Below are 25923 nucleotides of genomic sequence, written 5' to 3'. Positions count from 1 at the left end.
ATTATTACACGTACGAATACGTACGGACTAGGCAGGACGTAATTATGGCCAAACGGGAGGTGGCGGCCAGGCGCCCGGAGGAGGGGTTGCAGCTAACACTGGGTGAGTTGCAGCGGCGCATTCAGGATTTCCAACTGGAGTATCTGAAAAACAAAAGTCCGGAGACCGTTGGTACCTACCGGCGGGCCCTGCATGAATTCGAGCGCTGGTTTGCCCGGCAGCGAGGGCAGTTTCGCTTTCGAGTAGCCGACGTGCAGCGCTATAAGCAATATCTGATGCGGGAAAAGAAGCTGCATCAGGTATCGGTTTCGACCTATCTGACGGCACTGCGTCGTTTCTGCCAGTACCTGGTGGATATTGGCCTGCTGGCAGAAAATCCGGCGCGAACGGTCAAAGGTAACCGGCGTCCGTCGAGCCATTCGCGTTCGGTGCTCACGCGCGTAGAAATTGATCAGTTGCTGGCTGTGCTGGAGCAGGACACGTCTCAGATCGGACTGCGCGATCGGGCTATGGTCCATATGATGCTGTTTGCAGGTTTGAGCGAAGTAGAGCTCGTTCGGGCGGACGTGCGCGATCTGGATCAGACGCTGCTGGGCTGGTATCTGCGCGTGCAGGGCAAAGGACACACGGCCAAAGATCAGCAGGTGCCGCTGGATCCGCCGGTAGTGGAAGCGTTGCAGGCCTATCTGAACACGCGCAGGCCGCTGCGCTCGAACGATCCCCTCTTTGTGTCGCATGGGCATCGCTCCGAAGGGCAGCGACTCAATACGCGTTCGGTGCGCAGCCGTATCAGGCAGCATCTGGAAGCAGCCGGGATTACGCGACGGGGGGTGACCCCCCATAGCCTGACGCACACGGCCGCGCTCATCTGGCTGAACCAGGGCATGTCGGTCGAAGAAGTCCGTCGCCGCATGCGCCACGGCACGCTGGAGACCACAATGATCTACTATCGCAAGCAGGGATTGCTTAACCGCGATCCCGAAGAGCTCAAGCGGTTGTTGGGTTAAGGCGCACCGGGCACGCGGCCTCCAATCACGAAAAAGTCATCTACGCGCCAGGCGCAGTCCACATCGACAAAGCCGCTTCGCTCAAGTGCTTTGAGATGGCGATAAAGGGGCAGTACGCCCACGTGGTCACCGATAATCAGATGACCACCTGGCGTGAGGGAATCCCGGATACTCTGCAGGAGCAGCTCGTAGCGGGTTTCGGCCTCGGCTGGATCGGTGCGGTCGGTATCGTGCCGCACCAGCACATGCAGCGCCAGGGAGGCGAGCACGACGTCGTAAGGAGCTCCCGGCAATGGCTCGCCGTCAGGGGTGAGGGTAGCCTGAATGGTCGTAGCGTCCGGGCAGTAGTCGGCTACTTTGTCGTAGGCGATAGCCAGCAGTTCAGCGTCTTGGTCGATCAGCGTCAGGTGGATCAAGGGATAAGCTGAGACTACGGCTGCGGCCGCATTGCCCGTGCCGCAGGCCAGATCGCATACGCGCGTGCCCTCGCGCAGGGGAGGCAGCGCCAGCACCATCTCGTCAATCATCTCCAGAGCCAGCGGCATCCGACGCTCCAGATGCAGATCATACCAGTACCCATCGCGCCAGAAGCCACTGTGCCGCTGCAGGTTTTTGCGCCAGCTTGGGAGGTGCGTCATGGCCGGCTTGCTGAACCGGTTGGTTGGAAGGCGGCTTTTCGACGGCAAGGGGCATGCTCAGGATCCCGAACGGAGCGTCTCAAACAGGCGCTCGGCCACGCGTCCGCTGCGCGATGGAAACCCTTCGGGAAGATGATGATGCAGATACGCCTCGGTGAGTTGCAATAACTCACGCCGGTGCGCCGGACGCAAATGGAGCCGCAGCGCCGTGTCGGGATCCGTGCGGGCCAGAAAGGCAAAGGCGCGCAGCGCAGCCCGCGAAGCGGGCTGGGCCGGCTCCAGATCGGACGAACGCGGCCGCACCTGACCACTGGCAAGAACCAGCTCGCCGCCTTCCGGACCAATCTGCTCGACAAGCACGCGTTCAATACGAGGCGCAAAACCCAACACTGCCGCCAACCGAAGTTGAAACCAGGGTAAGAGGTTCCAGGCGCGGGAGGCGGCCGCGTCGAGCCGGGCCAGCACCTGCCAGAAGGTGTCAAAGAACTCCGGAAGAGGCTCTTCGGGCGGTAGCAACGCCTGGGCCAGCTCCACCATGCGCAGGCTCAGCGTTAATTTTTCCAGATCCCGGCCTAGCGCAGGCAGGTACTGGGCAAAGCTGCTCTCGCTGAGCGTCTGAAGCTCCCGAGTAGGGCGGTAATAGAAAACGACCTGGAGGCAGGCAGGAGGCTGGAGTGTGCCACCGAACCGGCTACCCGGCAAACGGGCCCCTTTGGCCATCACAGACAGCCGTCCCTTTGCCCGTGTGAAGAGCGAGGCAATCAGACTCGTCTCTCCGTAGGGCAACGTGCGCAGGACAATCGCTTCGGTGCGGATAATCATGGGAAGGCAATGCGTGGTGCTTTTTCAGAAACGCATGCTCGGGTAGAAAGTGTCAAAAAAAGCAGCGCGATATCGGCTTACGGCTCCGCGTAATCATTACCTTTAAGAAGCGTATCGCTCCTGTGAAAACGCAACCGCAAACCGGACATGAAGCGACTGTTTGGCTGGCTGTCACGCCTATCGCTCACACGCACCGAAGCAGGCGTGCTCCTGGGATTGCTGGCGCTGCTGCTGGCTGGCCTTGTCTATCGCTGGTGGCACCGCCAGCAGCCCGCACCTCCGCCTACGGCCGAAGAGGCTGCACGTTTTCAGGAAGGAGCCGCTCGGATGCAGCAGGTGCTTGAGCCAGAGCCATTAAATGTGAATACAGCGACAGCCGAAGAGCTGGAGCGTCTGCCCCGTATCGGTCCGGTGCTGGCACGCCGCATTGTCGAATATCGCAAGACACATGGCCCCTTCCGGCATGTTGATGAGCTGGAGGCTGTGCCAGGCATTGGCCCTAAAACGCTGCAGGAGCTCAGGCCCTTGATCAGGGTTGAGTAGCAGGCGGCTCAGACGACGCTTCATCATCGGTACCGTTCGGATGGGCAGTCTGTTGACGTCGTAAATACTCAACGGTAAAACGGTGGGCTGCTTCGTCCTCGCGCTGCAGAAAGCGGTATACAGGCACCAGCAACAGGGCAGCCAGTACCAGAAAGCCAATCAGCGCCCCGAGAATTACCAGGGTATAGTAGTCCATGGCCCTTTGCGTTTGATGACTTAACGGGTTCCTGGAATTAAATGGGCGACAGTATCCCTCAGCGCGCACCACGCCCATGTATGGGAATAGTTCGACAACGCGAAGCGCGCTGCGCTTGTTGCTCTTGACTATGGAGGCCGCACGTCCAGTAAGCGCACAGGAGGAAGCCTGTGAAAAGTAAACCGGCTTTCTGGTCCGCACCCTGTGGGCAAAGGCCAGACGTATCGCTACCAAGTATTTGTACCTCCTCAATGACACGTCGCGCGCTTTTCCGTCCTGGTGGTTTTCCCTCAGAGGGCGCCTGGACCGGCCTGGTTCGGAAAGCAGGCTGAAATAGCTATAGCTGCTCTGGATGACGCATGGCTACGTATGCGGTCGATGCAGAGCGCGTATATCTGACAGGAGTGTCGATGGGTGAGCGCGGCACCTGGTACGCCGCCTACCCCTGGCCGGAACGCTTTGCCACAATTGTACTTATCTGTGAATTTGTTGGGTTTGCAGCATCCGCGCGCGCTGTGTTTGGAACGCTGCCGCCTGCCCAACTGGAAATCCAGGCTGCCGACGATCCCGTAGTGTCGGTAAAGGCCGCCCGTCGGATGGTGGCTGCGTTGCAGGCAGTTGGTGCCAATGCGCAGTACACAGAGTGCGAAGGAGGACATAACGCATAGGACCAGGCCCATGCAGAGAGGCGGCTCATTCCGTAGCTACTTTTCCATCGACGCGCACAAGAAATAATCGTCCGAGAGCTCTGCCTTCTGGTCCGGTGCGGTCGGCAGGCTGTTTCGTTCGTTTCTGGCCTGTCTGGACAGATCCGCGTGGTTTTTTTAGAACTCCACGCGCTGTCCGTCGTTGAGTCGGCATTACCCCGCTTAGCGGCCACCCCCGGTAAATTCGGTTGGAGCGGCCGCCGAGGCCGGTGCAGGCTTCCTCGCACCTGCGTAGGGACAGACCGGAAAGACCGCCTGGGCCTTCGGGAAACAGCACCTGCGCACGGCTAAACCCGGAGCACAAGGGGTGGTCTCAGGTAGTCTATGACGACCTGAAAGCGCAGGGGCAAGGAGCCATAGCCTGCGCGCAGGTCTCGATCTGAAGATGAGTTTCGGAAAGAAAACCTGAGAGACGCATGGTCGAAACGGTTGTACGGGTTGTGGACGTGTATGCCTACCGGCTGGAGAGAGGCCAACCGCGCTTTTTGCTGCTGCGCAGGGCATCCGGGGTCAGCTATGCCGGCCAGTGGCGTATGATCGGAGGGAAAATTCGGCGTGGAGAGGCGGCCTGGCAGACCGCGCTGCGTGAGATCGAGGAAGAAACCGGACAGCAGCCACGCCGGCTCTGGGTGGTGCCTTCGCTGAATGCCTTCTATGAGTGGCAGCACGACCGGGTCAATCTGATTCCAGCTTTTGCCGCGGAGCTGGCCAGTGATCCTGTGCTTGACGACGAGCACGATGCCTTTGCCTGGCTGGACGAGGAGGAAGCCGTCGCCCGGCTACCATGGCCCGAACAACAACGCTTGCTGCGGCTCACGGCCCAGCTGCTGCGTCAGGGCTTGCCGCCGGAAGTTTTTGTATTCGAATGCGAGAATGCTCAATGAAATATTAAATACTATTTTGTTTTAATTTTGCGTATTTACAAAAAGAACACCTATCTTAAGGACAGGTCTGGGATTTGAACCTGTCCTTTTCTATGGAGCGTGAAAAACTGACCCGTCGTGAGCTGCTCCAGCGGCTCAGTGCATTAGCTGGCGGATTGATCCTGACCGGTCCTATTTCTGGGTGTGCAGGTTTCTGGCAGCGTGAGCCCGCGGTTCCGGTTGATAGCTGGCACAAAGGAGTCTGTCGGTTTTGCGGAACCGGTTGTGGGATTATGATCGGCGTGCGCGATGGCCGGGTCGTGGACATCAAAGGGGATGAGTATGCCCACAACCGCGGGCGGCTTTGTGTCAAGGGCGTTTTAAACCGCGAGATTCTCTACGTTCGCGACCGGGCGCTTTATCCTATGATCCGCCGCAATGGGCGGTTGGAGCGGGCTAGCTGGGACGAAGCCATGGACCTGGTGGCCCGGCGCTTTCGGGAGGCCATTGACCGCTACGGCCCCGACAGTGTGGCTTTTTATGGCAGCGGTCAGCTCTTCACAGAAGAAAGCTATACGGCGAACAAGCTTTTCAAGGCCGGCATAGGCACGAACAACGTGGATGGCAATCCCCGGCTGTGCATGGCTTCCGCAGCCGCCGGATACATTTCGGTTTTTGGAAAGGATGAGCCCCTGGGCTGCTACGAAGACATTGACGCGGCCACGTGCTTTTTCATTACCGGCTCTAACACGGCCGACTGTCATCCTATCGTCTGGGAGCGCGTGCTCGACCGCAAGCGGAGTCGGCCCGAGACGGTAATCATTGTGGTGGATCCGCGCCGCACGCGCACCGCCCGCCATGCCGACTATCACCTGCCCATTCGGCCGGGGACCGATGTGGCGCTATATAATGCCATGATTTATGAGTTCATCCGGAACGGTTTTATCGACCAGGACATGGTCGAAAACTATCTGACGTTCCGGGAGGGCAATGCGCCGCGCACTTTTGAAGATTTAAAGCGCCATGTAGCTCAGTACGCGCCCGAGCGGGTTGCGTCAATCTGTGGCATTGATGCCCGGCTGATCGAGGAAGTGGCTTACCTGTTTGCGGCCTCCGAAGCCACCATGTCGATCTGGACCATGGGGCTGAATCAGCAGGCGCAGGGGACGGCAGCCAATCGGCTGATCAACGCCATGCACTTGCTTACAGGGCATATCGGACGTCCGGGCGCTACTCCGTTTTCACTGACCGGGCAGCCCAATGCAGGGGGAGGCGTGCGTGACACGGGTGCCCTGGCGCATGCACTGCCCAACGGGCGTGTGGTGACAAATCCGAAGCATCGAGCGGAGATGGAAGATCTGTGGGGCGTGCCGCGCGGGCGCATTAGCCCGAAGCCCGGTTATCATGCGGTGGCCATGTTTGAGGCCATGCGGCGGGGGGATCTGAAGTGCGTGCTCATCATGGGCACCAATCCGGCGCAGTCGCTTCCGCATGCCGATCGCTATCGGGAGGCAATGGCACGCACATTTCTGGTGGTAGCGGATGCGGTTTATCCTACCGAAACGACGCAGTTTGCGGACGTCTTTCTGCCAACAGCTATGTGGGTGGAGAAAGGCGGGGTCTACAGCCAGTCGGAGCGGCGCTACCATCTGGTACCCAAGCTCGTCGATCCGCCGGGCGAAGCGCGCTCAGACCTGGAGATCCTGATCGAGCTGGCCGATCGGCTGGGCTATGGGGAGCTGATCAAGGCGCGCACGCCAGAGGCCATCTGGGATGAGTGGCGGCAGATTTCGGCCCATTCGCCGTACAATTTTGCCGGGATTACGTACGAGCGGCTCAAAAAAGAACGGGGGATTCTCTGGCCGGCGCCTACTGAGGATCATCCAGGAACCTGCCGCCGCTACGTGCCAGGCGAAGATCCAATGGCAAAGGGTACGGGCCGTTTTGACTTCTATGGACGACCTGACGGACGGGCCGTCGTTTTTCTGGAGCATCAGAAGCCGCCAAGTGATCCGCGCACGGATGCGTATCCGCTGACGCTGGTTACCGGACGCGTCTATGAACACTGGCATACGCTGACGCTAACCGGTAAGCTGAAAGAGCTGGAAGATATTACCACCGACTTCCTGGTAGTGCACCCCCGAGATGCACATCGCTATGGCATTCGCGATGGGGAACCGGTACTGGTCGAAAGTCGACGCGGGCGGGCCGTGTTGCAAGCGCGCGTAAGCACGGATATTACACCGGGCGTTGTGTTCGCGCCGTTCCATTCGCCCGAAGCATTGGTCAACCGGGTGGTCAATCCTACGGTCGATCCTATTTCCAAAGAACCGGCCTTTAAGGAGAGTGCTGTGCGTATTCGGCCAGTCTCTCCGGCGGCCTGAAACCTTGGGGAGCGTCATGATTCGTTTGCACCGCATACTTCTGCTGGGGCTGTTGATCGGGTGGCCCCGTCTGGCCTGGGCTGCAGAAGGCGAAATGCCTGGAATAACCTCGGCCGAACTGTTTCGGATCGTTGGCATTGTTGCAGCCCTGCTGGGCATTGGATGGCTGGTGCTGAGTCACTGGGTGCTGCGCGACCGGCTCCCGCGTCCTTTCTACCACTGGGCTATGCTGCTGGGCCTCTTTGCGTTGCCGGCTCTGGCATTGATGGGGGCTTTCGAGTTTGTGTTTGAGGAAACAAAGACCGTAGCGTCCTGCAATTCGTGCCATGTGATGGAACCCTTTGTGCAGGATCTGCAGGATCCGCACAGCGCTACCCTGGCGGCCCGTCACTACCGCAACAAGTGGATTCCAGAAAACCAGTGCTATGCCTGCCATACGACGTATGGTTTGCATGGCTCTCTGGAAGCCAAGCGCGATGGTATCCGGCACTGGCTGCTCTACGTAACCCGCAGTTGGGAAGAACCCATTCAGTACAGCGGATCGTATCCAAACGTCAACTGTCTGAACTGTCATGGCGAAACAGATGCGTTCCAGCGGGTGCCCACGCATGGAGCGCTTCTGACCGATTTGCGGGCAGACCGGGTCGCCTGCACGAGTTGCCACGGTCCTCCTCACCCGACTCCGCCTGAGCGGGCGCGTCTGCTTTCGTCAGCTACTCCTGTGCCATCGTCGGGTAAGATGCCATGAATGCTACGGCTTCGGTCGATCGGTTACTGCGCACGGCGGTTGTGCTGGCCATCATTGGCCTGAGCTGCCTGCTGGTGTTGCTGCTTAGTGGTTTTGCAGCCTGGAGCGTCGGTATCGGTGTGTTTCTGGGCGTGCCGTTGCTTGTGGCTGCGCTGGTGCTCTACGTGCTTGTAGTGATTCGCGACCTGAGGCAGCGCGGCGCGCTCTGAAGCGGCCGGATCAGGTGGGCCGGATCGGGCGTTCGAGACGGGCTGTTGCTGTGGATTGGTTGGCGTATGGGGACGCTCGTCCGGCTCAATGCGTACTTCTGGAAGTACCGACGGCTGTTCGGCCCGGGACTGCTCTGCGCTATTGCTTCGGCGTTGTTTGCGATGCTGGCGCCGGGGGTTGTCCGCCAGGCAGTGGACAGCATTCCGCGCTTTGTTGCCTACTACCGGGCGGTCGAAGGGACGTCTGCACAGCCTTTCTTCTACGCGTATGTGGTAACAGGCTTGCTTTTCTACAGCGGCGTCATTCTGGGATTGAGCCTGCTCAGCGGACTGTTCACGTTCCTGATGCGCCGGACGCTCGTGGTGGCCTCACGGCACATTGAGTACGACCTTCGCAACGCGCTGTATGAGCATCTGCAACGATTGCCGCCAAGCTTCTATCGGAAATTTTCTACCGGCGACGTGCTCACGCGTGCTACCAGCGATATCGAACAGGTGCGGCGCTATGTAGGACCGGCGGTTATGTACGCTGCGCGAGCGGTGGTGCTCATGGTGGCCGCCATTACGGCCATGCTCTTGATCTCGCCCGAGCTGACGCTCTACACGTTGCTCCCCATGCCGCTGCTGGCTGGAGGCGTCTTCTGGGTGGCACACCAGGTGCATCGGCGCAGCGATGCGTTGCAGGCGCAGTACGCACGGCTGACCAGTCGCGTGCAGGAGGCGCTCAACGGCATTCGTGTGCTGAAGGCCTACACGCGCGAAACGGCCGAGGCGCGCGCTTTTGATGCCGAAAGCGAAGCCTATCGTCGTCGCATGCTCGACCTGGCGCGCGTCGATGCCTTCTGGTCGCCGATCTTTATTCTGCTAACGGGTATGGCCACCATCCTGGTCGTATGGAAGGGGGGACAACTGGCAATGGCCGGGGCTATTACCATCGGTAACATTGCCGAGTTTATCATTTATGTAGCCTTGATGACCTGGCCCGTAGCATCGGTCGGATTTGTTCTATCCATGGTGCAGCGCGCCTCGGCTTCCATGAACCGACTGGCTGAGATCTTTGACACCGAGCCTGAAATTCGAGACGATCCGGCCTGGACGGACACTTCCATTTGCCATATCGAAGGACGTATCACGTTCAAGCATGTGTATTTCCGTTATGAAGAGGACGGGCCATGGGTTCTGGAAGACATCAACTTTGATCTGCCGGCTGGTGGCGTGCTGGGCATTGTCGGACGAACCGGCGCGGGCAAAACCACGTTGGTGGAGCTCATCCCGCGGCTGATTGAGCCGGTGCAGGGGGTCGTAGAGATTGACGGACGCGACGTGCGGCGCATTCCGCTGGCTCTGCTGCGCCGCGCCATTGGTTATGCCCCACAGGATGTGTTTCTCTTTAGCGATACAGTAGCTGCCAACATCGCCTTTGGCGAACAGGAAACCGACCTTCGCCGTATTGAAGAAGCCGCCTGCGAAGCAGACTTGCTGGAGAACGTGCGGCGCTTCCCACATGGCTTTGAAACGTTTGTCGGAGAACGAGGCATTACGCTGTCGGGCGGGCAAAAACAACGCACGGCCATTGCGCGGGCGCTGATCCGTCGCCCACGCATTCTCATTCTGGACGATGCACTCTCGGCCGTCGATACAGAGACAGAGCGGCGCATCCTCCGGCAGCTCCGGCGGCACTACGGCAAGCGCACAGTTGTGATAGTCAGCCATCGCATTTCGGCGGTGCAGGAAGCCGACCTGATCCTGGTACTGGATGAGGGACGGATCGTGGAACGGGGCACGCATACGGAACTGCTCAAGCAAAACGGTCTATACGCCCGCCTGTATCGGCAGCAGTTGCTGGAAGAGGAGTTGAAACAACTGTAAGTAACCGTCGTGGAGCTTTTCATTATTCCGCTGGGAACCGCCTCGGCCATTCCTACCCGCACGCGGCATCTGTCGTCGGTAGCCCTGTGGCGGGCCGGCCGCCTGCTGCTGTTCGACTGTGGCGAGGGCACGCAGTACCGGTTACTGGCAGCCCATCTCAAATCCTCACGTCTGGAGGCCATCTTTATCACCCATTTTCATGGGGATCACTTTTACGGGCTGTTTGGCCTGTTGGCCACGCTGAGTATGGTGAACCGCACGGATCCGCTGGTCGTGGTAGGACCCGAAGGAATCGGAAAGGTGATCGAATCGGTCCCCGGTCTGTCAGCAAAAGAGCGCGGCTTCCCGATCCGTTATGTAGAGCTGGCGGAAGATGTTACGCACGCTGTAGTGTTTGAGACGCCCGAGTACGTTGTAACGGCACGGCCCGTAGAGCATCGGGTATTTACCGTAGGGTATCGGTTTGAGGAACGCATGCGTCCCGGGCATCTGGACGTGGCGCGGGCCCAGGCGCTTGGCGTGACCGACCCTGCGCAGTACCGGGCTCTGAAGGAAGGACAGCCGGTCTGGGCACGCAACCGCTGGGTACGTCCCGAAGAGGTAGTAGGGCCGCCTATCCCGGGCCGTACGTTTGCGTACCTGACCGACACCCGTCCCTGTGAAAACGGCCGTCTGCTCGCCGAAGGGGTCGACCTCCTGTACCACGAAGCGACCTTCGGGGATGAGCACCGCGCGCTGGCGATCGAACGAGGGCACGCAACGGCCCGCGAGGCAGCCGAATTGGCTCGTGCAGCCGGCGCCCATCGGCTGCTGCTGGGACACTTCAGCGCTCGTTATGAGGATCCGTCGCCGCTGGTAGCGGAAGCCCGCATCATCTTTCCAAACACGGAAGCAGCCGAAGAATTGAAGCGCTACGCCGTGCCGCTCCACAATCCACGACAGGCTTCTCTGCAGGAAACGGCCAACGTGACCGATAGCCGTGGACGATAAAACAGCACGCGACGAGGCGCCCGGGTTAGACCGCCGACTCCTGTGGCGACTGGCCAGCTACCTGTGGCCCTATAAGGGCTGGGTGGCCCTGGCCTTCTGCACGGTCATGGCTGAAGCGTTTCTGGGACCTCTCCGACCCAAGCTGGTCCAGGTAGCCATCGACCAGCACATCGTAGCCGGCGACTGGAACGGACTGCAACAGATTATCCTGTTGCTGATCGGCGTGCTCGTCGTGGAAGCTGCACTGTCGTTCGTGAACGACTACCTGACCCAGTGGATTGGCCAGCAGGCGATCTACGACATCCGCACAAAAGTTTACCGGCACATCCAACGCCAGTCGCTGCGCTTTTTTGATCGCACGCCGGTGGGGCGGCTCATCACGCGCGTTACGAACGACGTGGAATCGCTCAGCGATATGCTGTCGGCCGGCGTGGTGCGCATCCTGGGCGATCTGTTCCGGATCGTGTTCATCGCGTATTTCATGTTTATGCTGGAGTGGCGACTGGCGCTCGTAACGCTCTCGGTCATGCCGCTTATGGTCGTAGCAGTCGCCTGGTTTCGGCGCAAAGTGCGGGCGCAGTACCGGGAAACGCGCCGGCAGATCGCCCGCCTGAACGCCTTCTTGCAGGAGCACATCAGCGGCATGAAGATCGTGCAGCTCTTCAATCGAGAGGCCGAGGAGCTGCGTCGCTTCCAGGCCATTAATGATGCGCACCGCCAGGCTCAGATCAAGACGGTCTTTTACTTTGCCCTGTTCTGGCCGGTTGTGCAACTGGTTGCTGATGCAGCACTTGGACTGGTGCTCTGGGTAGGAGGCATGCGGGCACTTGATGGTACGCTGACGCTCGGCGTGCTCATTGCGTTCATTCAGTACGTGCGGCAGTTCTTCGAACCGATCCGCAACCTGTCGGACCAGTACAACATGCTGCAGAGCGCCATGGCGGGCGCAGAGCGCATCTTTGGCCTGCTCGACCAGGATACGGCGCTGCCTGAGCCTGCTCAACCTGTGCGTATCCAACGCCTGCGCGGCCGCATCGAATTCCGAAACGTCTGGTTCACCTACGACGAACAGCCCGCCGACGGACAGGAACCTAACTGGGTGCTACGCAACGTATCCTTTACGGTCGAACCCGGTCAGCATGTGGCCATCGTAGGGGCAACCGGCGCTGGCAAAACCACCATCATTAACCTGCTATTGCGTTTCTATGACGTGCAGCGTGGCCAGATCCTGGTGGACGGCCATGACGTGCGCACCTATGCGCTGCATGATCTACGCCGACACATTGGTCTGGTGTTGCAAGATGTGTTTCTTTTCTCCGGTACGGTGCTGGACAACATCACGCTGGGCGATCCGTCTATTCCCTTTGAAAAAGTGCAGGAAGCCGCTCGGCTGATCGGTGCCGACCGGTTTATTGAACGATTGCCCCACGGGTACCATCAGGACGTGCGCGAACGCGGACTGACACTCTCGCATGGTCAACGCCAGCTCCTGTCGTTTGTGCGGGCGCTGGTCTATGATCCCGAAGTACTGGTACTCGACGAGGCCACCTCCAGCGTCGATACCGAGACCGAACAGCTCATTCAGCGCGCCATGGAAACGCTGCTGCGCGGTCGCACAGCAATTATCATCGCCCACCGACTCTCCACCATCCAGCACGCCGATCAAATCCTGGTGATGCATCGCGGCGAAGTGCGGGAGCAGGGCACCCATCAGGAACTCATGGCCCGCGATGGACTCTATCGTCGGCTCTACGAACTGCAATTCCTGGAACAGACGCGCTCAGCCGCCTGACCCATCTTGTATTCCTGGAACAGAGCTTGTATCCTTGTGTCATTGCCTATCGGCGAAAAACGATTTATCGAAAAAACATGGCGCGAAACGAAGCCAGACGATTCCTGCCGCCCGAGGAGCGCATGGCAGCACTAATGCGGGCGCTGGGCCATCCGGCGCGCATCGCTATCCTGAAATTGCTGGCTGAGCGCGGGACCATGCCCTGCTTTGAGCTGGTGGAGGAACTGCCGCTGGCGCAGGCTACGATTTCGCAGCATCTACGCACGCTGCGAGAAGTAGGACTGATTACCTTCCAGGCAGAAGGACCCCGTTCCTACTATCGCATTTGTCCCGAAGTGCTGCAGGAACTGGACCGGGCGTTTCGTTTCCTTATGATCCAGCTTCGCCCCGCTTTTTCGCCTGAATCGGGTTTGCCCCCTCAGGTGGCCTGAAGGGAAGCAATCGTTTCTTTTGAGGAGGTAATGGAGGGCTGGCTGCGGATGCTGCCCGGGCCTGGAAAGCAAAGCTGCGAATTTTTTCCCTGCTTCCTTTATATTGCCCTCCAACGTTTGGCTGAAGAAACGTTCAGGCAGCTCCTTACCCGCCGTTGAATCGTCTGGAGCGATGTCGTCGCCTGGGATTGTCGTAGCGTTGCACAACGTGCACAAGCGTTTTGGCGCGCGCGAGGTGTTGCGGGGACTGTCGCTGGAGGTCGAGGAAGGCACCTCGGTGGTGGTCATGGGCGGCTCGGGTACGGGCAAGAGCGTGCTGCTCAAGCACATTGTACGGCTGCTCGTGCCCGACCGCGGGGCCGTCTGGGTGTTTGGGCAGCGGGTGGACCGGCTGGAGGGCGAAGCGCTCGACCGCCTGCGCCTGTCGATCGGCTATCTGTTCCAGAGTGGGGCGCTATTTGACTCGATGACCGTCTTTGAAAACCTGAATTTTTTGCTGGAACGCCATACAGCGCTTAGCCAAGCGGAACGGCGGGACCGCATTCTGGAGACGCTCAATTGGGTCGGATTGTACCATACCGCGCCCCAGTATCCAGCCGAACTTTCGGGCGGACAGCGCAAACGGATTGCCCTGGCGCGGGCCATCATCCTGGAGCCAAAGCTGCTGCTTTATGATGAGCCAACTACCGGACTGGATCCGGTGTCGGTGCGGACCGTCTCGGAGCTGATCGTGCGGTTGCGCGATGAACGGGGCATCACCTCCATCGCCATCACACACGACCTGCTCTGTGCGGAAATCATTGCCGACCGTGCTCACTTCTTGCACGAAGGGCGCATCCTGATGAGTGGGACCCTGGACGAGCTGCGGCGGTCTGATCACCCGGTGCTGCGCAACTTCTTTGGAACCTGACGAATTCAAACCTTGCGGCACAGCTTTTTCTGGGCAATCATTCACTAACCAGGGACCATCATGTCGCGGGAAGCACGGGTCGGACTGCTGGCGCTGGCGGGCATCGCGTTGTTTGTTGCCGCGTTGTTTGCGATTGCAAATCGCTCGTTTCTCTTGAGCGATACGTTCCTGCTGCGCGCGCGCTTTAACCGGGTGGCCGGACTGGTACCCGGCGCACCGGTGCAGTTTCAGGGGGTGAACGTAGGCCGCGTTGAGGCCGTGCAGTTACCTCCAGAGCCGGGCGGGCAGATTGAAGTGACCATGGCGATCAAGGAGGAAGCCCGCCGGGTCATCCATACGCGAACCCAGGCCCAGATTAAAAGTGAAGGGCTGGTTGGTCAACAGATTGTAGTGCTGGTCAATCCACCGGGCGTTCAGGGAGAACCGGTCTCTGAGGGAGATCTGATTGTGGGAGTCGATCCCTTCGATCTGTTTGAAATCACAGACCGAACGCTGGCTTCGGTGCAGCGCTTTGAGGATGCGGCCAATGCGTTTCGGCAGATTATGCTCGACGTGCAGGCCGGGGAAGGGACGCTGGGTAAACTGATCTATGACCCGACGCTCTACAACGAGTTTGTGGCTACCACGAACGAAACGCGGCGCGTGCTGAACAATCTGGCCAACAATGCCGAAGCGCTGGTGGCGCTGGCTGAAGAGGCGACGCAGGGCGTGCAGTCGATCCTGAACAAAATCGACCAGGGAGAAGGTACCATGGCCCGCATGCTAAACGATCCAGCGTTGTATGAACGACTGCTGGCCACGGCCGACACGCTGCGTCAGGTGGCTTCTGATTTGCGAGCGATCACCGGCGCGGCAGAGAATGCGGCCAACTGGGGAGCGCTCGGCGCCTACCGATTCGCCGAATTGATGGAAGCCGCCAAGCATAACTGGCTTTTCCGCCGGTATTTTGAGGAACGCGGGTACATGGAACGAGCGCCCTTCGAGGTCCGGGAACGCGCAATTGAGCAGGCCTATCGGCAGTTGCAGGCGCGCATGCGGGAGCTGGACGCCTGGGAGCGACAATTGCAACAACGCGAAGCCCGATTGAAAGCCCTGGAAACTCGTCTGTCGGCCCTGGCCGACTCGTTGCGCAGCACGAACGGACGTTAAAGGGTAGCTATATGACACCTCCCAAGTTCACACCGAGTGATTCAGACGAACCGCGGCTGGGGCCGTTTGAGACGCTCCTGCTGGGAGGCGGCCTGGCACTGTTTCTGGCGTTGCTCTATGAGCTGCGCGAGTTTCTCAATCCGTTGCTGATCGCCATGGCCGCGCTGATCCTGCTCTGGCCGCTGCGGCGCTATCGATCCGTTCGGGCCCTGCTACGTTCGGGCGGCTTTCTGTTGCTATTCTGGGTGCTAAGCCAATTGCAGAGCGTTTTGCTGCCATTTGTCGTGGCCTATCTGCTGGCGTACCTGACCAATCCGCTGGTCGATTTGCTGGAGCGCCGGCTGAGCGTGCCCCGGTGGGTCTCGGCCTGGGCGGTTACGATCCTGGTGGTCGGGGTAATTGGCGCGATGCTGCTCTGGCTGGTACCGGCCATTGTCGGCCAGTTAATCGAACTCTTGCGTCAGTTGCTGGACAGCATGGCGCAACTGCGGCAATGGCTGCATGAAAGCCCGCTGTTGGATCGGCTTGAAGAAGTGCTGCCGTTTGATCGCCAGGCGCTGATTCAGCAACTGACAGCGTTTTTGCAGGCGCAGCTCAATACGCTGACGGAGAAACTGCCCGGGACGCTAGCTGCGCTGGCGCAGTCTATTGGTTCGTTGCTGGGGGTTCTGACGGTGCTGGCGATCCTGCCCATGTTAATCTTCTATACCCTGAAGGACTATCCGCGGCTGAGCCAGGCGCTCATCAATCTATTCCCGAAGCACAACGGACGTCGCGACTATCTGATGTACGCTGGCACAGTGGTCGGCAATTATCTTCGCGGCCAGGTTCTGATCAGCTTGATTGCCGCTTTCAACGTATCGGTGGCGCTGGTGATTTTCGATGTGCCCTTCGCCCTGCTGATTGGTCTGCTGGCCGGCGTGCTGAACCTGATTCCCAACCTGGGCGCTGTGCTGACCAACATCATTGCCCTGCTGATCGCCTTGCTCTTTGGGGATCCTCCCTGGCTGGATGCGGTCATTGTAACGGCCGTGCTGCTCGGACAGGGGTTGCTTGAGGCCAGCGTCCTTTCTCCGCACATCCTGAGCCACCAGGTGGGGCTGCATCCGGTGTTGATTCTGCTCTCCCTGTTCGTATTTGGATACTTCCTGGGCGCCTTCGGCCTGCTTATCGCCGTGCCCACCACCGCCATCATGGTGGGCTTCTACCAGAGCTACCGAGAAGCCCGCGAGAAGCTGGCCGTTTCGACTCCTTCTGAAGCTACCAGCGTGGCTGAATAGGGGTTATGGCCGAAAAGCACGTACCCATCCGCTCCTGCGTAGTCTGCCGCACGAGGCGCCCCAAACACGAGCTGGTGCGCATTGTGCGGCGGCCGGACGGTCGCGTCGAGCTGGACCCCGAGCAGAAGAAGCCCGGCCGAGGAGCCTACCTGTGTCCGCGTCCTGCCTGCTGGAACCTGAAAAAAGCCTTTCCCCGGTTGCAGCGGGCATTGCGCACGGAGCTTGATGCCGAAGCCCGCGCCGCGCTGGCTGCCTGGGCCGATCGCGTGCAGCAACGTGTGGCGGAACGCAGCGACGCATAGCCGCCCCATGTCTGGAAGGAGATGACGAGGCGTCGGGGGAGAGAAGGCTCACGTGGATCCTGACACGGCAGACGGCGTGGAAGGCCGCCGCAGACGTGCAGAAGTCCCATGCGATTCACCCTGGAATACGTCGATTCCGAAACGCGGGCGCGGGCCGGACGGCTCGAAACGCCGCATGGCGTGGTTGAGACGCCCATGTTCATGCCGGTGGGCACGGTCGGTAGCGTGAAGGCGGTCGGTCCCCGGGAGCTACGCCAGGACATAGGAGCGCAGATCATCCTGGGCAATACGTACCATCTCTACCTGCGACCCGGTCTGGAGGTGCTGCGGCAGGCCGGCGGTCTGCACCGCTTCATGGGCTGGGACGGTCCCATCCTGACCGATTCGGGAGGGTTCCAGGTCTTTTCGCTGGCGGCCCTTCGCAAGCTGACGGAAGAAGGCGTCTGGTTTCAGAGCCACCTGGACGGTTCCCGCCATCTGTTTACCCCCGAAGGGGTTGTGGATTACCAGCGGGTGATCGGGGCTGACATTATGATGGTGCTGGACGAGTGTCCGCCAGGCGATGCTTCCCTGGAAGCAGCACGTCGGGCGCACGAACTGACGCTCCGCTGGGCCGAGCGTAGCAAACGGCGCTTTGAAGCAACCCGGCCGCTTTATGGCTACGAACAGGCCCTGTTTGCGATTGTGCAGGGAGGAGTCTTCCCGGCGCTTCGGCGGGCTTCAGCTCGTGCGCTGGTGGACATGAATTTTCCCGGCTATGCCATCGGCGGGCTTTCGGTGGGGGAGCCTGCCGAGCGCATGTACGAAATGGTCGAAGTCGTCACCGAAATTCTTCCGGTAGAGCGGCCGCGTTACCTGATGGGGGTCGGTACGCCTGCTAATCTGCTGGAGAATATTGCGCGCGGCGTGGATCTGTTTGATTGCGTGATGCCCACTCGGAACGGGCGCAACGGCACCCTCTTCACAACAGAAGGAATCCTGAACATCCGCAACCGAAAGTGGCGGACCGATTTTTCACCGCTGGATCCCGGACTGGACAGCTACGTTTCGCAGACTTTTACAAAAGCGTATGTGCGGCATCTCTTTCAGGCAGGTGAAATTCTGGGGCTGCACCTTGCGACGCTTCAGAATTTGAGTTTTTATCTGTGGCTCATGCGAGAGGCCCGCCGGGCCATTCTGGAAGGGCGCTATCGAAGCTGGATGGCCGAAATGCTGCCGCGCGTCAGCCGCCGGTTATGAGGCCGAACCGTCCTGGCAGACGGGGCGTTAGACCAAAACATGTGGAGCTGGCATCCTGCAAGCGCTATGCCCCGGCAGTTTGACATCCCTGTTTTTTATCGCAGTCCGATCATCTCGCGCGTCAAGGAGGCGCGTCGCCGCCAGGATCCGCGCAAGAAAGACTTTTCGCCGACGGTACTGGACTTTGGACCGGTCCGTTTCAAGCTAGCACGGCATTTCGGATTTTGCTACGGGGTGGAGCAGGCCGTCGAGATTGCCTACCGGGCGCTGGAGGAAAATCCGGGCCGACGGATTTTCCTGCTCTCGGAGATGATTCATAATCCTCACGTCAACCGCGATCTGGAGCAGCGCGGCGTGCGTTTTCTGCGAACAACCCGAGGCGAGCAGCTCATTCCGTTCGACGTGCTCCGGTCTGACGATATCGTGATCATTCCTGCCTTTGGCACAACCCCTGAAATCGAAGCCGAACTGGCTGCCCGAGGCGTGGACGTGCGCCGCTACGACACAACCTGCCCGTTTGTTGAAAAGGTCTGGAAACGCAGCAGCCAGCTTGGCCAGCGTGGCTATACAATTGTGATCCACGGCAAACGCTATCATGAAGAGACGCGCGCAACGTTTGCACGCGCAGCGCGCGAGGCACCGGTAGTGGTGGTGCGCGATCTGGAAGAGGCCACCGACCTGGCGCGTGTCATTCGAGGTGAGGCGGATCGCTTCTTTTTTTACGAACGGTTTCATGATCGTTATTCGGAGGGGTTTGATCCAGAACGCGATCTGGAGCGCATTGGGGTGGTCAACCAGACCACCATGCTGGCCACGGAAACGCAGGCCATTGCGGACCTGCTGCGTCAGGCAATGATCGACCGGTATGGCCTGGAAAATCTGCACGAACATTTTGCCGACACGAGCGACACGCTCTGCTATGCCACGCACGAAAACCAGCAAGCCACGCGGGCGCTCATCGAATCGGGCGGCGATCTGGCGCTGGTTGTAGGCGGCTACAACTCCTCGAACACAAGCCATCTGGTGGAGCTGTGCGCAGCGCGCATGCCCACCTACTTCGTCAAAGGACCGGAAGAGCTGCTTTCGCCCGAGCGCATCCGGCATTACGACCTGGAGGCGGGCACCGTTCGAGAATCCGAAAACTGGCTGCCGGTGCATCGGCCGGTCGATATTGTACTGACCGCCGGGGCCTCGTGCCCGGATGCCCTGCTGGAAGCCGTGTTGCAGCGTGTGCTGACGTGGTTTGAGCCGGTGCGGCCGGTAGACGAAGTGCTGGCTCCTTATCTGGAAGCTCTGGTCTGACCCTGCATGAGCTGGTACGAAGACTGGTTCAACCAGGATGAATACGAGCTGGTCTATCACCGACGCGACGAACGCGAAGCCGAGCAGGTGGTGGACCTGATCGAGCAGTTGGCGCAACCCGCACCGGGAAGTGAAATTCTGGACGTAGGGTGTGGGCGTGGGCGCCACGCCCGCGTGCTGGCGCGACGCGGCTACCGGGTGACCGGCATCGATGTCGCTGAGCGCGCGCTCCAGATTGCACAGGCGCGTGCCGCAGCCGAAGGCCTGTCAAACGTCCGCTTCGTCCGGCACGATATGCGCAATCCGTTCTGCCAGGCCTGCTTCGACGGCGTCGTTAATCTGTTTACCGCCTTCGGCTTTTTCGAAGAAGACGCGGATCACTTTCGGGCTATTCGGGCTATGGCAACGGCGCTGCGGCCTGGCGGCTGGCTGGTCCAGGATTTCCTGAACGCGGACTATGTGCAGCGCTATCTGGTCCCTCGCGATCAGGAGCAACGCAGCGGCATTGAAGTCATTCAGGAACGCTGGATCGAAAACGGACGGGTCAACAAGCGCATTCGCCTGCGCCGGGATGGACAGGAGCAGATTTTTTACGAGTCGGTCCGCCTGCTTCGCCTCGAAGATTTTCAACAGCTTTACCGAGCCGCTGGCTTGACGCTGGAAGCGACGCGAGGCGACTATGCAGGAGGGCCCTTTACGCCGGACAGTCCACGGCTGATTCTGTATGCGCGAAAGACTGCGGCATAGCTGGCTGCTGGTACTGGTAGGATTGCTCGGGTGCGATCTGTTTGCGCCGCGTGAGCCTGAGGCACCTGTGGCAGAAAGCGGTACGTTTCTGCAACCCGATACGCCAGAACGCGTGGTGCAGAATCTGCAGGCCGCTATTGCGGAGCAGAATGCGGGCAACTATGTGCGCTCGCTGGCGGAGCCGTTTACGTTTATCCCGACCGCTACGGCGCAGAGCCGCGACCCGGCGCTATGGGCTGGCTGGAATCGGGCGCGGGAAGAGCAGTACTTCACGGCCATGGTAGCGGCCGTGTCTCCTTCGGCAACGCCGCAGCTACAGCTCTCCAACGAGCGAGCCAGCTTCGACAGCGAGCGTCGTTATGTACTGGAGGCATCCTACCGGCTCACGGTACCCCACACGCATCCAGACGCTCCGACTATTGTCGAAGGGCGGCTGATCTGGGAAATTACGCAGCAACCTAGCGGACTCTGGGCACTGGAACGCTGGACCGATCGCCAGCAGGGCGACGTGCCTTCGTGGAGCGACCTGAAGCGGGCCTTCATTAACTGAGCGATGTCCCCCTGTCGGGCAGGGCTGGGCGCACGGCTCGGGCTGTAGGCTGAGAACGCGCTTCCGGCCGTCGCCAGAGCGGGACCGACGAGCAGGGCTCGCCGTACATCACCTTGCGGGCCACCTGCTGGAGGTGATGCACCGCCTGCACATAGGCATCGACCGGTACAACCCGACTGGCACACCCCTTGACCACTACAATGCGATCCCGATACGCTGACCAGTCTTCGCGTTCCAGGGCCCGGACGAAATAATTGCGCAGCAGATCGTCCCGCCGTCCAAAAGCCACCGAACGGGCAATACCGTGCAATCTGGTGGCAACCAGCATGTAGGCCCAGATGGGGACGATCGCCTCCGTCGAGCAGTAGATCGCCACATGCTGATCGGCATACTGCGACCAGTCGTGCGCTTGCACCTGCTGACGAAACGGTTTTTCACGTAAGATCAGGCCTTCCTCTAGAAAAGGAGCCAGGTCCAGCTCCACAATCGGATGCCCATCCCAGAGAGCTTCCAGGTTGTAAACAACGATGTCGCTCTGAGCTACACGATTAACAATTGGCTCCATGGTCGGCAACGGTCAGGTGGAAGACGGTACAGCCAGGCTCTGACGCAACTGGCGAATCGCGGTGGTCAACTGGTCGAGGGCGTAGTCAATGTCAGTCTCTGTGGTGAACCGACCCAGGCTGATGCGAATTGTGCACCGGGCGTCGGCTTCGCTGAGACCCATAGCTCGAAGTACATGGCTGGGCCGGCCCCGACCGGAACCGCAGGCGCTACCGGCAGAGAGGGCCAGCGTGCGCACCGTGGCCAGCAGTCGGTCGGCGCGGACACCGGGTATGGTGACGCTGCTGGTCTGGGGCAGGCGCGGCGCCTGGGCCCCGTTGATGCGCAGGTCAGGCAGGGCCTCCTGCAATGCCCGTTCCAGCCGATCTCGCAAGCACTGCAGCCGATGGCTTTCTTCTTCCAACGTCTGAGCAGCCAGTTCGGCGGCCAGGCCCATGCCCACGATGGCTGGAACGTTCAGCGTGCCGCTGCGCAATCCCTGCTCGTGGCCTCCGCCGTCCAATAGCGGTACCAGACGAAGCGAGGGACGCTGGCGCATATACAGCACCCCGATACCTTTGGGGCCGTAGAACTTGTGCGCCGAGCAGGCCAGCAGATCGATCCCCTCAACGGTTACCGGAATTTTTCCAACCGCCTGGGTAGCATCGACAAGCAAAGGAATATCCCGCGCCTGCGTGCGCCGGGCAATTTCTGCGATCGGATGAAGCACGCCCGTCTCATTATTTGCCCACATGACGGCAACCAGAACAGTCCGGGGCGTTAATGCTTCTTCCAGGGCGTCCGGGTCCAGCCGTCCCTGGGCGTCAACGGGCAGATAGGTTACGTCCCATCCCCGACGGGCCAGTGCGCGGCAGGCTTCAAGGACGGCGGCATGTTCGGTCTGGACCGTAACAATATGCCGGCCGCGATGCTGGGAAGCTTCTGCCACTCCTTTGATGGCCAGGTTCAGAGCCTCGGTGGCTCCGCTGGTAAAAATCAGGCGCTCGGGCGAGGTCCCCAGCAGGGCTGCTACCTGCTCGCGGGCAACTTCGACGGCCGCTTCCGCTTCCAGACCATAGGTGTGGCCTTTGCTGGCCGGATTGCCGAAGCGCTCCGTAAAGTACGGGAGCATGCGCTCCAGTACCCGGGGATCGACCGGCGTTGTGGCGTTGTAGTCCAGATAAATCGGCCGCCGCATGGGAGGGATAGTGATTCGTGAAAGGAAGCAGGATTGAAACGGAAGGGCGCAGGGGGAGTTTCGCTGAGGTATTCCCAGGACAAAATCCAGGCATCATGCTCTTGCACCCGGGCCGAACGATCATGAAGCGCGCAGGCGGTTATGGCGTAGCCGTGTTGCTCGTGCTGGGAACCGTACTCATCGGATGCGGCGAGGCGTCTACCGGCTTAACGATTGAGGAAGAACGCATCGTAGCAGGTGTAGATTTGAATCAGCTATTTGCGCCGCCTACCCCGCAGGAGCGACAGCAGGTGCTGGACGACTGGGCCGGGCAGGACGTAGCCGCGCGTGATATGCAGGCGGTAGCACAGGCCTCCTTCCGGCTTGGTAACTTACCGGTAACTATGACCATCTGGCATCACACGGTCAATGGACAGCGACATGTAGGAGCCGTAGTGGTACCCGACACGCTCATAGAGCAGGTTCCTGTGCTGGTGTGGCTGCATGGTGGCGAGGAAGGGGTGCGACTGGAGACCGATGTCTGGCCGCTAGCCGATAGCCTGAACCTGGCGCGCTTCGTTCTGGTTATACCGGCCTTTCGTGGAGAGACGCTTGCCTATCAGGGACTGCTCTTCCCAACCGAGGGTACCCCTGACCCATGGAAAGGAGACGTGGCGGATGCGCTGGCCCTGCTCAACGTGGTCGTTCAGCAGGTGCCTGCTGCGGATACCGGACGGATAGCAGTTCTTGGGATAGACCGGGGCGCTACCACCGCGCTATTAATGGCCGTTCGCGATGCACGGATTCGCGTAGCGATTGGCGTGGCCGGTCTAACGGACTTTTTCGGGGATTTCATGCAACAGGTGATTGAAGAGGCGTTGCTGGGGACGGTGCGGCCTGTTCCGGGATTGCAGGCGTTTACCGATCGCGTTCTAGTGCCGCTGCGAGAAGGACAGTTGTCGATCGCCGAGGCACGGCTGGCTTTGCTGCGGCGATCGCCCGTTCATTTCGCTGATCTGCTGCCTGTCGGTCAGTGGCATCACAGCCAGAACGATCCGTTCATTCCGGCCTCGGAGGCGGAGCGCCTGAAGGCAGCAGGACCTGCTTGGTTTCAGGTTTTTCTTTATGAAGAAGCCGGCTATGAACTCCAGGACCTGCCGAATGCGCTGGCACGTATTCGCATGCTGCTGGATGAATTAGAGGCGGGCGCATTATGACCCAGGCAATTTTTCATATTCATCCGGTGCGAAACGAAGCAGAATGGGAACACGCCCGGCGAATTCGGGAGCGCGTGTTCATTGAGGAGCAGGGATGTCCGCCTGACGAAGAGTGGGATGGGTATGACGAGGTGAGTCGGCATTTTCTGGGATGGCTAGAAGCGACGCCCATTGCCACGGCACGCTGGCGGGTAGTGCCTCTCCAGGAGCGGCTGGTGGCCAAATTGGAACGCTTTGCCGTATTGCCTGCGTATCGAGGCCGAGGCTACGGCCGGGCCCTGGTGCAGTATGTGATGGCCGATGCGCAGCGGGCGGGCTTTTCCACGCTGTTGCTTCATGCCCAGGCGCACCTGGAACGCTTCTACGAGCGGCTGGGCTTTCGGAGCACCGGCCATCGCTTCCTGGAGGCAGGCATTCCTCACGTGCAGATGGTCTGGCAACGAGATAGAAAAAGCGCCGATCAGCCGTAAGGCCAATCGGCGCCGGGAAGGTTGCCATGCAGGAGGGGCTTACAGTTGCGCCTGCACGAGCGCCGGGTTGATTCGAACCGTTGCTTTGGCCAGTAATTCCTTGAGCAGATTCTGGACCGCTTCCTGCTTGCGTTCCTGCAGGAGTTTTTCACGCGCTTCGGCCACGTCCATCAGCGTTCCCTGGCGGCGCTCTAACAACCGAATCAGATGATAGCCGAACCGGGTGCGGACAGGTTCGGGGGTTACATCACCTGCTTCGGTCAGTGCGAACGCGGCCTGTTCAAAGGCTTCCAGGGTTTCGCCGCGTCGAATGAAGCCCAGATCGCCGCCTTCCTGAGCGCTTCCGTCTTCGCTGTGCCGGCGAGCCATTTCCGCAAAGTCGGCTCCCGCGCGAATGCTGTCGAGCACAGCCTGGGCACGTGCTTTCACGGCCGCCACTTCTGCTTCAGGCGCGTCAGGAGCCAGGCGAAAGAGAATGTGCTGAACGCGCACCTCTTCGGCCTGTTGTTGACGAAACTGTTCGATTTCTGCATCAGTAGGGGGTGTAGCACGCGCTTCTATCTGCTCCCGGAAGGTTCGCTGGCGGACCATCTGGGCGATCATGCTGCGCAGCGAATCTTCGGTCAGGCCATCTTGCGCCAGAGCTTCCTGAAAGGCTTCAGGGCTTGGAAAGCGGGAGCGAATCTGCTCCAGTTCCTGTTCGACGGCAGCCGGATCCGCCTGAATGCCCTGTCGGACGATTTCGCCGTCTACGACGTGGCGGACGATAAAGTCCTCAATGATGCTCTTGTGCACTTCCGGCAAGAGTGCCGGGTTCATCTGGAGCTGCGGGTAGCGCTGCAGGAGAAACCCTAACTGCTGCCGAAAGGCTTCGGCCGTCAGCGTATCGACGCCGTATTCCGACGTGACAATAGCCGCCACGGTTGAGTCGGACAGGGGCGCTCCGACCTGGTAGGAACGATCGTTGTTGCTGGTCGCGTTGGCCTCGGTGTCTTGGGCGCGGCAGCCCAGCGATAGCAGCAGCGTTAAGCTCAACAGGGCCGGAAGTTGAAGCAAACGGCCCACCTGTAACAACCGTCTGGAAAACATGAAGATAACCTGTTAGGGTAACGTAAAAGACAACGTCAGTGCAACGGTAAGCGCGCCAATTAGATCCAGCACCGGCAGCTTTCCGCAAAAAATCGTTCAAGGGAAACCAGAATATGCGTTTGAGCGTTTGCCCAAGCGATTTTTCACGACGTGCCGCGTTCGTCTAGGGGTCTAGGACGCCAGCCTCTCACGCTGGTAACACGGGTTCGAATCCCGTACGCGGTACCAGGCCCGCCGGTGTGTGAACCGGCGGATTTTTTTGTATCTGAACAGACAGGCCCGTTGAGCTCAGGAGGGCGAAGCAGCCTTCCCGAAAAGAGTAGTTTCTCTGCTGGTCTGGTAGGCAGCGCGTCGAAAGTCTGGCATGTCAGCAGCCATTCCGGTTATGGGGAGGCTATGTTGCGGGAAGCCGAGAGGCCGGGTTGTGTAAATCTGCATCCGTCAGGGCTATTTTGACGCAGCCATCCGCATCGGAGTGACCCAGTCGTTTTGCGCCAGCGTCTCCTGGAAGGGAAGCGGGTTGGGGGCGTGATCTGCGCGGCCGACCGTTTACCTGCGCAAGTGTGCGGGCTGCACCATGCCATGGGTGATGGCCTTGACCATATGCAACCAGTCGCGCCAGTCAGACCGGTAGGGGAGGAGGCTAGCCGTCTATTGGCACGGACTGGTGCACCAGGGGCACACCTGCCGGCCACGTGTTGCAAAGTGAGCGGTGGGTCCCCAAAAAAGGAAGCCCGGCCATCCGGGCC

The 25923-nt window shown here is 60.1% G+C and carries 27 protein-coding genes and 1 tRNA gene; 22 read left to right on the top strand and 6 right to left on the bottom strand.

Features of this window, described 5'->3' with window-relative positions; translation table 11 throughout:
• Positions 1-44: 44 nt before the first annotated feature.
• The gene (locus BUA15_RS03455) at positions 45-1007 is read left to right on the top strand and encodes a tyrosine-type recombinase/integrase (protein ID WP_072714539.1); all 963 of its coding nucleotides are present in this window, start codon (positions 45-47) and stop codon (positions 1005-1007) included.
• Here BUA15_RS03455 and BUA15_RS03450 read toward each other — a convergent pair.
• Both BUA15_RS03450 and recO read right to left on the bottom strand, forming a co-directional pair.
• A complete protein-coding gene (locus tag BUA15_RS03450) occupies positions 1004-1645 on the bottom strand; it encodes a class I SAM-dependent methyltransferase (RefSeq protein WP_072714538.1) in 642 nt (213 codons plus the stop codon). The two genes, BUA15_RS03455 and BUA15_RS03450, sit on opposite strands and share 4 nt — an antisense overlap.
• A 57-nt stretch (positions 1646-1702) precedes the next feature.
• On the bottom strand, positions 1703-2467 hold the full coding sequence (gene recO, locus BUA15_RS03445) for a DNA repair protein RecO (protein WP_072714537.1): 765 nt from the start codon (positions 2465-2467) through the stop codon (positions 1703-1705).
• A 147-nt stretch (positions 2468-2614) separates the two neighbouring features.
• On the opposite strand from recO, the gene BUA15_RS03440 reads away from it, so the two are divergent.
• Positions 2615-3010 carry a ComEA family DNA-binding protein gene (locus tag BUA15_RS03440; protein ID WP_072714536.1) on the top strand — a complete coding sequence of 132 codons (396 nt, stop codon included), beginning with the start codon at positions 2615-2617 and terminating at the stop codon, positions 3008-3010.
• Here BUA15_RS03440 and BUA15_RS03435 read toward each other — a convergent pair.
• A complete protein-coding gene (locus tag BUA15_RS03435; protein WP_072714535.1) occupies positions 2997-3206 on the bottom strand; it encodes a hypothetical protein in 210 nt (69 codons plus the stop codon). The genes BUA15_RS03440 and BUA15_RS03435 overlap by 14 nt on opposite strands.
• Before the next feature lie 359 nt (positions 3207-3565).
• On the opposite strand from BUA15_RS03435, the gene BUA15_RS13815 reads away from it, so the two are divergent.
• The 17 genes from BUA15_RS13815 (at position 3566) to BUA15_RS03350 (ending at position 20678) form a co-directional block, all read left to right on the top strand.
• A complete protein-coding gene (locus BUA15_RS13815; protein ID WP_072714534.1) occupies positions 3566-3874 on the top strand; it encodes a hypothetical protein in 309 nt (102 codons plus the stop codon).
• Between the two features lie 455 nt (positions 3875-4329).
• The gene (locus BUA15_RS03425; RefSeq protein ID WP_072714533.1) at positions 4330-4797 is read left to right on the top strand and encodes an NUDIX hydrolase; all 468 of its coding nucleotides are present in this window, start codon (positions 4330-4332) and stop codon (positions 4795-4797) included.
• A 92-nt stretch (positions 4798-4889) separates the two neighbouring features.
• The gene (locus tag BUA15_RS03420) at positions 4890-7160 is read left to right on the top strand and encodes a molybdopterin oxidoreductase family protein (RefSeq protein WP_072714532.1); all 2271 of its coding nucleotides are present in this window, start codon (positions 4890-4892) and stop codon (positions 7158-7160) included.
• Positions 7161-7176: 16 nt separating this feature from the next.
• Positions 7177-7908, top strand: coding sequence for a NapC/NirT family cytochrome c (locus BUA15_RS03415; protein ID WP_072714531.1), 732 nt, complete (start codon positions 7177-7179; stop codon positions 7906-7908).
• Positions 7905-8117 carry a hypothetical protein gene (locus tag BUA15_RS03410; protein WP_072714530.1) on the top strand — a complete coding sequence of 71 codons (213 nt, stop codon included), beginning with the start codon at positions 7905-7907 and terminating at the stop codon, positions 8115-8117. The genes BUA15_RS03415 and BUA15_RS03410 overlap by 4 nt, the downstream gene beginning before the upstream one ends.
• Before the next feature lie 66 nt (positions 8118-8183).
• On the top strand, positions 8184-9986 hold the full coding sequence (locus BUA15_RS03405) for an ABC transporter ATP-binding protein (RefSeq protein WP_072714529.1): 1803 nt from the start codon (positions 8184-8186) through the stop codon (positions 9984-9986).
• Between the two features lie 9 nt (positions 9987-9995).
• Positions 9996-10976: a ribonuclease Z gene (locus tag BUA15_RS03400; protein WP_072714528.1), complete on the top strand. Its 981-nt coding sequence runs from the start codon at positions 9996-9998 to the stop codon at positions 10974-10976.
• Positions 10966-12768: an ABC transporter ATP-binding protein gene (locus BUA15_RS03395; RefSeq protein WP_072714527.1), complete on the top strand. Its 1803-nt coding sequence runs from the start codon at positions 10966-10968 to the stop codon at positions 12766-12768. The genes BUA15_RS03400 and BUA15_RS03395 overlap by 11 nt, the downstream gene beginning before the upstream one ends.
• 77 nt (positions 12769-12845) lie before the next feature.
• A complete protein-coding gene (locus BUA15_RS03390) occupies positions 12846-13199 on the top strand; it encodes an ArsR/SmtB family transcription factor (RefSeq protein WP_072714526.1) in 354 nt (117 codons plus the stop codon).
• A 172-nt stretch (positions 13200-13371) separates the two neighbouring features.
• Positions 13372-14109, top strand: a complete 738-nt coding sequence (locus tag BUA15_RS03385) for an ABC transporter ATP-binding protein (protein ID WP_072714525.1) — start codon at positions 13372-13374, stop codon at positions 14107-14109.
• A gap of 60 nt (positions 14110-14169) precedes the next feature.
• Positions 14170-15258, top strand: a complete 1089-nt coding sequence (locus BUA15_RS03380) for an MlaD family protein (protein ID WP_072714524.1) — start codon at positions 14170-14172, stop codon at positions 15256-15258.
• Between the two features lie 11 nt (positions 15259-15269).
• Positions 15270-16538 (top strand): AI-2E family transporter, encoded by a 1269-nt coding sequence (locus BUA15_RS03375; RefSeq protein WP_072714523.1) that lies wholly within the window; start codon positions 15270-15272, stop codon positions 16536-16538.
• 5 nt (positions 16539-16543) lie between these two features.
• Entirely contained in the window at positions 16544-16840 is a 297-nt protein-coding gene (gene rnpM / locus BUA15_RS03370) for an RNase P modulator RnpM (RefSeq protein WP_072714522.1), read from the top strand.
• Between the two features lie 108 nt (positions 16841-16948).
• Complete coding sequence (gene tgt, locus BUA15_RS03365) at positions 16949-18079, top strand: tRNA guanosine(34) transglycosylase Tgt (protein ID WP_072714521.1); 1131 nt, start codon at positions 16949-16951, stop codon at positions 18077-18079.
• A gap of 66 nt (positions 18080-18145) precedes the next feature.
• Positions 18146-19381, top strand: coding sequence for a 4-hydroxy-3-methylbut-2-enyl diphosphate reductase (locus tag BUA15_RS03360; protein WP_072714520.1), 1236 nt, complete (start codon positions 18146-18148; stop codon positions 19379-19381).
• 6 nt (positions 19382-19387) lie between these two features.
• Positions 19388-20128: a class I SAM-dependent methyltransferase gene (locus BUA15_RS03355; RefSeq protein WP_072714519.1), complete on the top strand. Its 741-nt coding sequence runs from the start codon at positions 19388-19390 to the stop codon at positions 20126-20128.
• On the top strand, positions 20106-20678 hold the full coding sequence (locus BUA15_RS03350; RefSeq protein ID WP_072714518.1) for a hypothetical protein: 573 nt from the start codon (positions 20106-20108) through the stop codon (positions 20676-20678). The genes BUA15_RS03355 and BUA15_RS03350 overlap by 23 nt, the downstream gene beginning before the upstream one ends.
• Here the strand turns inward: BUA15_RS03350 and BUA15_RS03345 are convergent.
• On the bottom strand, positions 20671-21243 hold the full coding sequence (locus BUA15_RS03345) for a DUF2480 family protein (RefSeq protein ID WP_072714602.1): 573 nt from the start codon (positions 21241-21243) through the stop codon (positions 20671-20673). The two genes, BUA15_RS03350 and BUA15_RS03345, sit on opposite strands and share 8 nt — an antisense overlap.
• Positions 21244-21255: 12 nt before the next feature.
• On the bottom strand, positions 21256-22419 hold the full coding sequence (locus BUA15_RS03340) for a cysteine desulfurase family protein (protein WP_072714517.1): 1164 nt from the start codon (positions 22417-22419) through the stop codon (positions 21256-21258).
• Positions 22420-22541: 122 nt separating this feature from the next.
• Here BUA15_RS03340 and BUA15_RS03335 point away from each other — a divergent pair, with 122 nt between their 5' ends.
• Together BUA15_RS03335 and BUA15_RS03330 are read left to right on the top strand one after the other, a co-directional pair.
• Entirely contained in the window at positions 22542-23615 is a 1074-nt protein-coding gene (locus tag BUA15_RS03335) for an alpha/beta hydrolase family protein (RefSeq protein WP_143149552.1), read from the top strand.
• The gene (locus BUA15_RS03330; RefSeq protein WP_072714515.1) at positions 23612-24085 is read left to right on the top strand and encodes a GNAT family N-acetyltransferase; all 474 of its coding nucleotides are present in this window, start codon (positions 23612-23614) and stop codon (positions 24083-24085) included. Before BUA15_RS03335 ends, BUA15_RS03330 begins: the two co-directional genes overlap by 4 nt.
• A 39-nt stretch (positions 24086-24124) precedes the next feature.
• On the opposite strand, the gene BUA15_RS03325 is transcribed toward BUA15_RS03330, so the two are convergent.
• The gene (locus BUA15_RS03325) at positions 24125-25174 is read right to left on the bottom strand and encodes a peptidylprolyl isomerase (protein WP_072714514.1); all 1050 of its coding nucleotides are present in this window, start codon (positions 25172-25174) and stop codon (positions 24125-24127) included.
• Between the two features lie 152 nt (positions 25175-25326).
• Between BUA15_RS03325 and BUA15_RS03320 the strand changes: the two genes are divergently transcribed.
• Positions 25327-25402 (top strand) — tRNA-Glu (locus BUA15_RS03320).
• Positions 25403-25923 lie beyond the last annotated feature (521 nt).

Source organism: Rhodothermus profundi (assembly GCF_900142415.1).
Classification (GTDB): Bacteria; Bacteroidota; Rhodothermia; order Rhodothermales; family Rhodothermaceae; genus Rhodothermus; species Rhodothermus profundi.
The sequence above is the reverse complement of the archived record's forward strand: the minus strand, read 5'-3'. Positions and strand labels throughout refer to the sequence as shown.